We start from the raw sequence: 11398 nt of genomic DNA on the forward strand, positions 1-11398 counted from the left end.
CTGGTAGTTGAGCGTTCCCCCTTGAGGACGAACACCGTCTTCAAGGGAGCGGGACGTTGTTAAAACAGAAAGTAGCGCTGCGCCATCGGCAGTACATCCGCCGGCTCACACCATAGCAACACGCCGTCGGCCTTGACCTGATAGGTCTGCGGGTCCACCTCGATATCCGGCAGGTAATCGTTGTGAATCAGGTCGGCTTTCTGCACCTCGCGGCAGCCTTTGACCACGGCGATCTGCTTCTTCAATCCCAGGGCTTCGGGCAGGCCGGCGTCCTGGGCGGCCTGGCTGATAAAGGTCAGGCTGGTGGCGTGCAGCGAGCTGCCGAAGCTGGCGAACATGGGGCGGTAGTGCACCGGCTGCGGCGTGGGGATCGAGGCGTTGGCGTCGCCCATCAGGCTTGAGGCGATGGCGCCACCCTTGAGGATCAGGGTCGGCTTGATGCCGAAGAACGCTGGGCGCCACAGCACCAGGTCGGCCCACTTGCCCACTTCGATGGAGCCGACGATATGGCTGACGCCATGGGTGATCGCCGGGTTGATGGTGTACTTGGCGATGTAGCGCTTGGCGCGGAAGTTGTCGTTGCCGGGGCCGTCACCCGGCAGCGGGCCGCGCTGTTTTTTCATTTTGTCGGCGGTCTGCCAGGTGCGTGTGATCACCTCGCCGACGCGGCCCATGGCCTGGCTGTCGGAGCTGATCATGGAGAACGCGCCGAGGTCGTGCAGGATGTCTTCGGCGGCGATGGTTTCGCGGCGGATACGGCTTTCGGCGAAGGCCACGTCTTCGGCAATGCTGGGGTCCAGGTGATGGCAGACCATCAGCATGTCGAGGTGTTCGTCGATGGTGTTGCGGGTGAAGGGCCGCGTCGGGTTGGTCGAGCTGGGCAACACGTTGGGGAAGCCGCAGGCTTTGATGATGTCCGGTGCATGGCCGCCACCTGCACCTTCAGTGTGATAAGTGTGGATGGTGCGGCCCTTGAGCGCGGCCAGTGTGGTTTCGACAAAGCCGGATTCGTTGAGGGTGTCGCTGTGGATCGCCACCTGCACGTCGTATTCATCGGCAACGCTCAGGCAGTTGTCGATGCTCGCCGGGGTGGTGCCCCAGTCTTCATGCAGCTTCAAACCAATGGCACCGGCCTTGACCTGTTCGATCAATGGCTCGGGCAGGCTGGCGTTGCCTTTGCCGGTGAAACCGATGTTCATTGGGAACGAATCACTGGCCTGGAGCATACGCGCCAGATGCCATGGGCCGGAGGTACAGGTGGTGGCGTTGGTGCCGGTCGCCGGACCGGTTCCGCCGCCGATCATGGTGGTGACGCCACTGGTCAGCGCCTCTTCGATCTGCTGCGGGCAGATGAAATGTACGTGGCTGTCGATGCCGCCGGCGGTGAGGATCATGCCTTCGCCGGCAATCACCTCGGTGCTGGCGCCGATGGCCATGGTTACGCCCGGTTGGATATCCGGGTTACCGGCCTTGCCGATCGCGTGGATGCGACCGCTCTTCAGGCCGACGTCGGCCTTGACGATGCCCCAGTGGTCGATGATCAGCGCGTTGGTGATCAACGTGTCGACCACTTCATGGGCGAGCAATTGGCCCTGGCCCTGGCCGTCGCGGATCACTTTGCCGCCACCGAATTTCACTTCTTCGCCGTAAATGGTGAAGTCCTGTTCGACTTCAACAAACAGCTCGGTGTCGGCCAGGCGGACCTTGTCACCGACGGTGGGGCCGTACATGTCGGCGTAGGCTTGTCTGGAAATCTTCATGTGTCTGTCCTCAAGTTAATCCAGATTGCCCATGATGCGTCCGGCAAACCCGAACACCCGGCGACCGCCGCTCAAATCGACCAACTCAATCTCCCGACTTTGCCCCGGTTCAAACCGCACCGCCGTCCCCGCCGGAATATTCAGGCGCATGCCACGGCTTGCGGCACGATCAAACGTCAGCGCGTCATTGGTCTCGAAAAAATGGTAGTGCGAACCCACCTGGATTGGCCGGTCGCCGCTGTTGGCCACGCTGAGGGTGACGGTGCGGCGTCCCACGTTGAGTTCGATGTCGCCAGGCTGGATCTGATATTCACCAGGAATCATGCAGGTTGCCCCAGGGTCTTGAAGTAGATGGCGGTCGGGCTGTAGCGCCCGTCCGGGCTTTGGCAGTAGTCGGGCAATTCACCGATCTTGGTGTAGCGCAGCGACTGGTAGAAGGCTTCGGCGGGTGAGCCGGCTTCGGTGTCCAGGTACAGCAAACCGCGCTTGTGCTGGCGCGCGGCGAGTTCCAGGGTGCTCATCAATTGCTGGCCGAGGCCATGGCGGCGCGCGTTGCTGTGCACCAGCAGCTTTTGCACCTCGGCGCGGTTGAGGCCGTTGGCTTTCTGGCAAAGCGCCAACTGCACGCTGGCGATCACCTGTTCATCGCGCACCACCACCCAGAGCAACAGGCTGGCGTCTTCGATGCTGGCCTGCACGCCGCGCAGATACTCGCGGGCTTGGGCCTCGTCGAAATCGGCCATGAAACCGACGGAAGCGCCGTGCCTGACCGCGTCGAGCAACAGCTCGATCAAGCCCAGGCGATAGTGGGCAAAACTCTCCGCATTGACTCGACGCAGTTGCGCGGCGTTCATCGACGTCACTCCTTGGGCGGTTCGGCGCCCGGGTTCAAGGCCAGTTGCATAAAGGTCAGGTCCAGCCAGCGGCCGAACTTGATGCCCACTTGGGGCATCTGCCCGGTGGTGATGAAGCCCTGGCGCTCATGCAGGCGGATCGAAGCGTGGTTGCCGCTTTCGATGGCGGCGACCATCACGTGTTTGCCGCACGCGCGTGCGCGCTCGATCAACGCCGCCATCAGCAACGGACCGAGGCCCTTGCCGCGCTGGTCGTTGCGCACATACACCGAGTGCTCGACGCTGTAGCGGAAACCTTCGAACGGCCGCCAGTCACCGAAGGAGGCATAACCGGTGACTTCAGCGTTTTCCACCGAGACCAGGATCGGATAACCCTGGGCATGCCGCGCACTGAACCAGGCCTGGCGGTTGCCCAGGTCCACCGGTTGTTCATTCCAGATCGCCGTGGTGTTCAGCACCGCGTCGTTGTAGATATCGCGGATCGCCGGCAGATCATTTTGGGTTGCGTCACGAATCATCATCAGGCCTCACGCAATCGGCTGGTGCACGGTGACCAGCTTGGTGCCGTCGGGGAAAGTCGCTTCCACCTGGATATCCGGGATCATCTCCGGGATGCCTTCCATCACTTGTTCGCGGCTGAGCAGGGTGGTACCGAAGTGCATCAGGTCGGCCACGGTGCGGCCATCGCGGGCGCCTTCCATCAGGGCGGCGGAGATGTAGGCGATGGTTTCCGGGTAGTTGAGCTTCACGCCGCGTGCGAGGCGACGCTCGGCAACCAGGCCGGCGGTGAATATCAGCAGTTTGTCTTTTTCCCGTGGGGTCAGGTCCATGGTTCAAGGTCCTTTATCAAGCTATTCAAATAGAAGACGCCCACCCCTGTAGGAGCGAGCTTGCTCGCGAAAAACCTGAGAGCGCCACATTCATCCGGGATGTCCGCGTTATCGTTGACGCTTTTCGCGAGCAAGCTCGCTCCTACAGAGGGGCGGATGTTCATGTGCTCCAAATTCGTGGTGATACGGCTTCTCGGCCTAGCAGTGCCGGGCGTAGCAATTTCCATAAATCAATCAGCCAGGCGCGTGCATGCAGCGCCTCGCTGGCCAGGCAGCGTGCGACCAGCAGGCCAGGCAATTGGGTCAAATCGCCGCGTACCACGTGGGGCAGGGCGCGGCAGGTTTCCAGCAGTTCAGGATCGATATCGGCCGTCAGCAACAGTGTGGCAAACACCGGTTGCCCGTCCAGGCCGATGGGCGAATCGAGCAACCCATCGGCGCCCACAATGCGCTGGCGCTCATGCCAGAGCAACTGACCGTCGCGGCGGATATCCAGGTGGGATTGGAAGTGGCCGAGGTCGAAACGTTCGCCGCTGGCTGGACGGCCCAGGGCAACCACGTCCCAATAGAACAGGCGTGCATCGCCTTGCAGCGCGATGTGCGTTGTGAGTTCGGCCTGGGCCGCGCTGAACACGATGGTTTCCTGGGGCAGCCATTCGAGCGTGGCGCCGGCTTCCACGGTGAGGTCCAACTGCTGAAACGCAGGACTTTTGGCGCGATACCACTTGGCGGCGCCGGGGCTGGTCAATTGCACCCAGGCGCCGGCGCCGACGTGAGCGCTGATGTCCAGGCGATCACCGCCGGCAATCCCGCCGGGCGGGTGCACGATGATGTGCTGGCACACCTCGGGGCCTTCGGCATACAGGTGTTTTTGCACGCGCAATGGGCCGAGGTGGCGGCGCATCACCGGCCGTGTGGTGTCGCCGAGACGCGCGTAGCCGAGTTCCAGCTCGGCATGCCAGCTGGGGGTGAACAGGGCGGGAGTAACGGGCAGGTTCATGGCGTAGTGGTTGTCGTCAGGACGCTACAGATTAGTGCGTAGCACCGTGGGGCGTGCACGCTCGCTATGCAAATTCATGGAGTTTCGTTTGTACTAGCAAGGGCTATGCCCGCTTTGACTGTGTGGCGTGGCCGCGCACACAACGACAGGTCACAGGTATCAGCTTTGCGCGTATTTGGGGCGCGGCTCATCAATTGCACTGTTTTGGTGCTAGGCCTTGCCTGCCGCAGGAGATAACCAGGACTGCTAGCTACGAGGCCGTGAACTATGTAGCGCATGGCGTCGACGTGATTGGTTGAGGATGTTTGAACTTAATCCTCAACCCTGAAGGAGCCGAAAGTGGCTTTGGATCAATTGCATCAAAATGATAGTCCCTCCCCCTCAGTAGACATATCAGTGTTGGAAGGGCCTTTTTTATACGCGGACGATGCCGCGTATTGGGCGCATCGGCATATTGGTGGTGAGCGTAGCGTTGAGTACGGCGGCGTGATTCTAAAGAAAGGCGCTCGGTTTTTCGCCTCGATACCTCAGCCGAGTACAGGGCAGTTTGTCCGTAGCGATCTAGTCACGGTAAGCCCTGAAGGCAAGATGATTTTCCCCGATGGCTACACACCGTACGCGTTTTACCATTCACATCCGAAGCAGACCCAACCGGCTGGACAGCCTGCTGTGCCCGATGAAATGTGGTCTGTTTATTCCGGGATGTTTTCTTACACCGATATTGAGCGGATCATCGAGAATGGCTCCGTTGTACCCGCTCATTACCTATCTGGACCGGGAGATGCGCTGATCAAGTACGTGGTCAGCGGTTCGATCAGGGAGCGTGAGCTCGTCAGTCGCCTGCGGCCCGAAGACCGTCGACCGTTTGATTTTTTTACCGATTACATCCCGTTGATGGCTGGGGCCGGCGAGTTGAGTGTGGTGCTTGCCAGCAAGGCATGGGGTGGTATTCGTGGGCGTGTCGGCGAAGATTGGCGGATGGGCGTACCGTTGGCGGCAGAGGTGTTGCAGCCGCTTTTCGAGAAGATCACCTCCAGCCCGAACTTCGGCGACCTCTTGTGGGAGAGGGCAAGGTCCTTGGTCGGCTACCAACTCAAGGCCATCGACAAAGAGGAATACCTCGTCATGGTGAAGGAGTGGGAGCCCGCTAGGCTGACATCCCCCGAGCAGCTATTCCCACTGAACCCGGATGGCGGGGTAAGGCTGCCTGACAATTTCCGAATCAGTTCCCTTTACTGTTGGGAGGGCTCGCGCGAAACCCCGGGTAGCGGCCACTTCTTTTCCCCGACGCTACTTGCCGGAGTGGCGGAACAGCTGCGTACATCGCCTGAGCTGTACTTGCAGGAGCCACGTCTGCGACTAGTCATGTTAAGCGGCGATGGCGCATTGCTGTCTTACCGGTTTTCTGCAAGTGATAGCGAAGTGAAGTATCTGGGGAGGGGAGGCGCGACCGTTAACGCGCAATTGAAAGACGGTCGTCTAACCCCGCGTCATTTCGTCTCGCATATGGCTGGCATTGGCGAGTTGGAGACGCTGAGAGCTGGCAGTTCATGGCTCACCGTCGGTCGAGTTTTGCCGGAAGTGACTCTGGTCGATCAGTTGCGAGCGGCCATGAGCCCGGCGTTCATCACGGCGGACGATGCCGCCCGTTATTTGCATGATCGCGTGCGCGATCGCAGCGGGGACATGCTTGGTTTGGTCTTTCAGCGCAATGATGGCCGGTTTGTGTCAACACCGCCTATTTCCGAGCCTGATATGGTCAAGTATCTGGGCCCCGCTGATGCAAGCACCTTCGATACCATGGCGTTGCCGCCAGGCTATCGGGTCCACGGTTTTTTTGTCGCTCACAGCCTCTTTGACGAGACCCAATTGCCTCCCCTGTCTGATGAGACGGTACGGTCCCCACTCTCGCCAGGAGAACTCGCAGCGCTGTCCGACGCTATACCTGTTCATCTCTCAGTGGCAGGCATGATGCGCGGCGACCAAAAGATGTCTGCGTTTTATCATTCGAGCTCTCTGGGCTCATTGGTCAAATATGTCCGCAGTGGATCGCAAGCTGAGAGCACCTTCGGCGCCTTTCTGCAGGAGGCTATACGCACCGGAGTGTTTAAGGTCCAACTGGATGGATTTGACGGCACACCGATTGAAATGGTCAGGAAACTTGCACGTCTCGGCGAGTTTTCCGTTCTGGTTACGAGCCGGGTCTGGGGGGGGAGCCGAGGTCATGTGCCAGCAAATTGGGCGCCGTTCAAGCCCTTCGTCGCCGCATCGGCTATCCCGCCCGTATACAGCTGGATATTTCAGGATGCACCCACGGCTGCAACCTACGGCCACGACCAGTTGGCGTTAACCGCTGGCAATCAATCTGTCGTATTTATCCTTAAAGGCCTTGGGGCCGACGAGTATGTGACGGCGCTTGCGGGCACCGTTTCAGGCTTGAGAGTTTATTCGGGTGATTCACTTGGGCGCCCAGTGCTGGTCAGTGGATTTGAGTTGCACGGGATGTGTTTTTCATCCCGCCCAGCGTTGGGCCAAAATGTCGAACAACGCTGGTTGTATGAGTGTTTTGTGGCGCCGGGCGAGCTGGCGGTGGCGATCGCAGCGTCCCGTGAAGCAGGCGCTACCGTTAAAACCCTTTACTGGAATACGCGTGATGGCGCGCAACTGGAATATCAATTCAGTGGGACGGCGCTGGAAAGTCAGCTTTATGGCGTAACGCCTACCGGCGCTGTGACCGACAATGGCACCTTGGCAGAGCTGTTGGCAGGCAAGCTGACCCCGAGTGAGTTCGTCATGCGTGTCGTTGCCGCAGGTCGGTTGTCGGTGATGAAGACCGGTACGCTGTGGGACGTCCTCGGCCCAGTCGATGAGCGATGGAAACCTTTTGCAGCCTACCCTGAGCCCACCCTCAGTGCGCCGTTTCTAACGGCCGATGATGCCGCACGCTTTGCCCATGAGCAAATTGGCTCGCAGCGTTACGGTGAGCTGTGCGGGCTCATACTGAAAACCGCTGATCAACGATTTGTCGCCACCCTGCCACGACCCTGTCGCGCGGATGACCGGTTTGCAATCCGAGGCATCTTTGCCGCAGACCACGCTGGGGCGCTCATTTTGCCGTCGCTGCACACCCTTTATGGGCAGTACGCTTCATGTCGGGCGCTGGCAATGATGGACAGCGAGCGGATGGTTCGGTACGGCTGGTCGCGCACGCAAGCGTTGATCGACTGGCAACTGTTCGTTGATATCGACCTGCGTCACATCATGGACAATCGTCACGGGTTGTCGGTGGCTTATCTGTCCAGCGCTGAAGATGCCTTGATCGCCTACGACGTCACCGCTTCGGCTGCACAAAGAGAATTGCGCGAACTGCTGGAGCCAGGACCGCAGGGCAGTGCGCTGGACGCTAAGCGCGCTCGCGAGGAACTTGACCCGCAGGGCTGGGTTAGAAAGCTGGCAGCTACCGGGCTACGCATTGTGCAGGGCAACCCGCTGTGGGGCCGCAGCGTTGAGCTGGCGGATGACTGGCAGCCCTTTGCCGCCGAGACAGCCTATGCAAGACCCGACCAAGTGGCCTTCGGGGCGATATTTTCCAGTGTCGAGGAAGCTGTCCTTGATGTTCATTCGCGACAGACGCGTAGTTACCTAACCTCGCAGACAGATTTTCGTTTTGTGTTGAAGCATGGCCATAAAGACGCCTATGTCGTGTCCGAGGCCGTTCCTTGTGATGACAAGAACCCGTTGCTCAATGTGGCCAGCCTGTTCAAGACCGACGCGGGCGGCAGCTTCATTTTTCCTTCCGGTTTCACCCTGTATGGGCTCTTCTACGCGCGCCAGTGGATGCCGGAATCACTGCAGGGTGCGCAGCGCTGGTTGGCGAGGCATTTCATCTCCCCTGCAGACCTGAGTGAGGCCTTTTCCGTTGCTACACGTTGGCGCGACAAGGCGTTGAAGGTCACGTTACCGGTGTATATCTCCACACTGGACGATGCGCTGCTCGAATTTCAGACGCCGGTGTCGACCCGTCTGTTTGATGCACAACCACACGCTTCCGGAAGTTTCGAAGACGTTCACACCCTGCTGGTGAGTGGGCAATTGACGGCGAAGGGGTTTGTGTCCAAGGTTATTTCAGAGTCTTGGTTGAGCGTCATCCGGCCCAGCGAATGTTGGGATGAAACAGGCAAGCTGGGCGCGGACTGGGTGCCTTTCGCCGATTTCAGTCGACGCGCCCTGAGCCCGGCGTTTCTCAGTGAGGACGACGCCGCGCGTTACGCCAAAGCACTGATTAAGGATCACCAGGATCACGTATATGGAGGGCTGATACTCCGGCGAATGGACGGTCGGTATGTGGCCACCGAACCTCTTCCTGTCACGACTGAAAATTTCGACCCAAAATGGATTCTGCCGGATGAAGATGTGCGCATGGATTTTCTCGCGCCAGGCATGAAAATGGTGGCGCGTTATCGCTCTCGCCCGGACATTTTGCCCGGTTTCCCGCTCGCTGAAAAAGAACTGTCGGTGTATCGCAACATGTTATCCACCGAGGTGCTGGGTAAAGCACTCGAGTGTAATCATCTGTGGAGCCGTGAATACTTGTTCGGGCCGGATGGTTCGGTGATCAGTTTTACCTGCAACGACCCCGACCAGGACCTGCTCAGCGTTACGCAGCGAACGCAGCAGACCTTGAGCTATCAACAGTTCAAGCAAGCCCTGTCACCCTCCAGCCGAACGCCGCACAACCCCCAGAGCAACGAGATCGAGCAACAACTGCGTGACGGGCTCAAAACGCCGACCGAGTATGTCAATCTCGTACTGAAAGCAGCCTCCATGACGGTTGTGGAGGGCAACACGATGTGGGGGAGCGCACGCAAATTGCCTGCAGGCTGGTTCTATTCCTACGGTTTTACCGCCCCCGAAGATGGCCTTCATGCGATCGCGAACCGCGCCTTGAGCCCTGTATTCAGCCATATCGATGATGTAGCGCGCTTTGCCCATCACCAGGCCGGCGCGCGCACTGAACTGAGGTACGGCTATATTCTCAAGTCGGCAAATGATCACTGGATCGCCAGCCTGCCGGTCAAGGTGCACAACTTACGACTATCGCCAGACCAGGTGTTTTTTCGAGGCCAATTGCCCACCGGCTGGACAATCCAAGGGCTCTACCTGTGTGCTCCGACACGCCAACCTGACGAATTGACCGTATCACCGGTCTACCGCAGTTTCATCCCGCCACGCCTGCTGAGTGCAGCAATCGGCGCGTTGACGCGCACCACTGCGCGCGTTGTTGAATACCTGCCGCTTTATCTGTCTTGCGCTGACGGTGCGTTGCTCAGCTATCGAGCCACTTCCATCGACGGTGACTGGGGCAGTGAGCTGCGGTTGCAAAGCTACGTGCAAAAACTCAATGCAGCCTTCAACCCGGCCGACTATATCCGCCAAGTGGCTCGGGCGGGTGAATTGAAGGTATTAAGGACCGGGGAGATATGGGCGACCTCGGGTACAGTCGGCCCCGACTGGCTCCCACGACAAGCCCTCACGTTCACGCCTGGTGACAGCGAACGAGTGGCCCTGGGGCCGTTGTTTGCCCACGCCGACGACGCGGCCCGCTACCAGTGGCGCCGCTATCGTCATGAGCGCAACACCCCCCGATTGGCCGCTCTACTTGCCAATACGGCGAACGACACTTTCCTGGTAACTGAAGCGCTGGTCGACAGCGGCCTGAGTGCTGGATGGGGACGGGATGAAGCGCCTGCGAGCCGACGCTTGTTCATCGGAGCTATCAACCCCCAGCGTCCGGCGCGTGACGTTCGCTATCCCCAGGGGTACCGGGTAATGGGCGTGCAGCAATTGTATAAGCTCGCTGACAATCAACAGCTCCAGGTGAATCGCTTTCAACAAGCCCTCGCCGACAACTTCATTGGCCAACCGGAACTCAGTACATTTATCGGTATGTTCCGAGACAACAAAGTGACCGGCGCGCGTTACTACCTCACGCCACGAAACGGCGCGCTGTTGCTCTACTTGCCCAGTTTTCAAAGCGTTGAAACGAACATGCTGTTTTCGGGCTGGGTTGATCCTACCAGTGAAAAGCAAGTGGCGACCCCAAGCCAGGTGATCGCGGTCTTGATCAATTCCGGCCGGATGTACATTCTGGAAACAGACACGTTCTGGCAGCCTCGCGGTCATGTTGCTACTCGGCTGTTGCGCGAGTTACGCAAGGGTTTGCCGGGCTAATGCCGTTTGCGCGGCCTACCGATCAAATCGTGACGAGACCGCGCACACCTTCGCTTTCCATATTTTCACCACGGCCCTGCTGCACGATTTCACCACGGGACATCACCAGGTATTGGTCGGCCAACTCGGCGGCAAAGTCGTAGAACTGCTCCACCAGCAGGATCGCCATGTCGCCACGCTCCGCCAGTTTTTTGATCACCGCACCGATCTCCTTGATCACCGACGGCTGGATGCCTTCGGTGGGTTCATCGAGGATCAGCAGTCGCGGTCGACTAGCCAGCGCGCGGCCGATCGCGAGCTGTTGCTGTTGGCCGCCGGACAGATCGCCGCCACGTCGATGCTTCATTTGCAGCAACACCGGGAACAGTTCGTAGATGAAAGCGGGCACTTCCTTGGCCTCGGAGCCGGGGAAGCGCGACAGCCCCATCAGCAGGTTTTCTTCCACCGTGAGCCGCCCGAAAATCTCCCGGCCCTGCGGCACGTAGGCGATCCCGGCATGCACGCGTTGATGCGGCTTGAATCCGGTGATGGTTTTGCCTTCCCAACTCACTGCGCCTTCTTTGGCTGGAAGCAAACCCATCAGGCATTTGAGCAAGGTGGTCTTGCCCACGCCGTTACGTCCGAGCAGGCAGGTGACTTCGCCGATCTTCACGTCAAACGACAGCCCGCGCAGGATGTGGCTACCGCCGTAGTACTGGTGCAACTTGTCGACTTGCAGCATGT

At 59.5% G+C, this 11398-nt stretch carries 8 protein-coding genes; 1 reads left to right on the forward strand and 7 read right to left on the reverse strand.

Going from position 1 to position 11398, the window contains the following annotated elements:
* Positions 1-59: 59 nt before the first annotated feature.
* From ureC to CI807_RS09635, 6 genes are all read right to left on the reverse strand, one after another.
* Positions 60-1760, reverse strand: a complete 1701-nt coding sequence (gene ureC, locus CI807_RS09610) for an urease subunit alpha (RefSeq protein WP_095014501.1) — start codon at positions 1758-1760, stop codon at positions 60-62.
* Positions 1761-1775: 15 nt separating this feature from the next.
* Positions 1776-2084: an urease subunit beta gene (locus CI807_RS09615; RefSeq protein ID WP_095014502.1), complete on the reverse strand. Its 309-nt coding sequence runs from the start codon at positions 2082-2084 to the stop codon at positions 1776-1778.
* A complete protein-coding gene (locus tag CI807_RS09620) occupies positions 2081-2614 on the reverse strand; it encodes a GNAT family N-acetyltransferase (protein ID WP_095014503.1) in 534 nt (177 codons plus the stop codon). Before CI807_RS09620 ends, CI807_RS09615 begins: the two co-directional genes overlap by 4 nt.
* 5 nt (positions 2615-2619) lie before the next feature.
* Complete coding sequence (locus CI807_RS09625) at positions 2620-3132, reverse strand: GNAT family N-acetyltransferase (protein ID WP_095017528.1); 513 nt, start codon at positions 3130-3132, stop codon at positions 2620-2622.
* Between the two features lie 9 nt (positions 3133-3141).
* Positions 3142-3444: an urease subunit gamma gene (locus CI807_RS09630; RefSeq protein WP_010213535.1), complete on the reverse strand. Its 303-nt coding sequence runs from the start codon at positions 3442-3444 to the stop codon at positions 3142-3144.
* A gap of 160 nt (positions 3445-3604) precedes the next feature.
* Positions 3605-4444, reverse strand: a complete 840-nt coding sequence (locus CI807_RS09635) for an urease accessory protein UreD (RefSeq protein WP_095014504.1) — start codon at positions 4442-4444, stop codon at positions 3605-3607.
* 339 nt (positions 4445-4783) lie between these two features.
* Here CI807_RS09635 and CI807_RS09640 point away from each other — a divergent pair, with 339 nt between their 5' ends.
* The gene (locus tag CI807_RS09640; protein ID WP_095014505.1) at positions 4784-10675 is read left to right on the forward strand and encodes a DUF4329 domain-containing protein; all 5892 of its coding nucleotides are present in this window, start codon (positions 4784-4786) and stop codon (positions 10673-10675) included.
* 22 nt (positions 10676-10697) lie between these two features.
* On the opposite strand, the gene urtE is transcribed toward CI807_RS09640, so the two are convergent.
* Complete coding sequence (gene urtE / locus CI807_RS09645) at positions 10698-11396, reverse strand: urea ABC transporter ATP-binding subunit UrtE (RefSeq protein WP_095014506.1); 699 nt, start codon at positions 11394-11396, stop codon at positions 10698-10700.
* Positions 11397-11398 lie beyond the last annotated feature (2 nt).

The organism is Pseudomonas sp. NS1(2017), assembly GCF_002269425.1.
GTDB lineage: Bacteria > Pseudomonadota > Gammaproteobacteria > Pseudomonadales > Pseudomonadaceae > Aquipseudomonas > Aquipseudomonas reactans.

Bases quoted from the DNA above. Each gene is read 5' to 3' on its own strand.
- ureC (WP_095014501.1), bottom strand. From the start codon at position 1,760: ATGAAGATTTCCAGACAAGCCTACGCCGACATGTACGGCCCCACCGTC.
- CI807_RS09615 (WP_095014502.1), bottom strand. From the start codon at position 2,084: ATGATTCCTGGTGAATATCAGATCCAGCCTGGCGACATCGAACTCAAC.
- CI807_RS09620 (WP_095014503.1), bottom strand. From the start codon at position 2,614: ATGAACGCCGCGCAACTGCGTCGAGTCAATGCGGAGAGTTTTGCCCAC.
- CI807_RS09625 (WP_095017528.1), bottom strand. From the start codon at position 3,132: ATGATTCGTGACGCAACCCAAAATGATCTGCCGGCGATCCGCGATATC.
- CI807_RS09630 (WP_010213535.1), bottom strand. From the start codon at position 3,444: ATGGACCTGACCCCACGGGAAAAAGACAAACTGCTGATATTCACCGCC.
- CI807_RS09635 (WP_095014504.1), bottom strand. From the start codon at position 4,444: ATGAACCTGCCCGTTACTCCCGCCCTGTTCACCCCCAGCTGGCATGCC.
- urtE (WP_095014506.1), bottom strand. From the start codon at position 11,396: ATGCTGCAAGTCGACAAGTTGCACCAGTACTACGGCGGTAGCCACATC.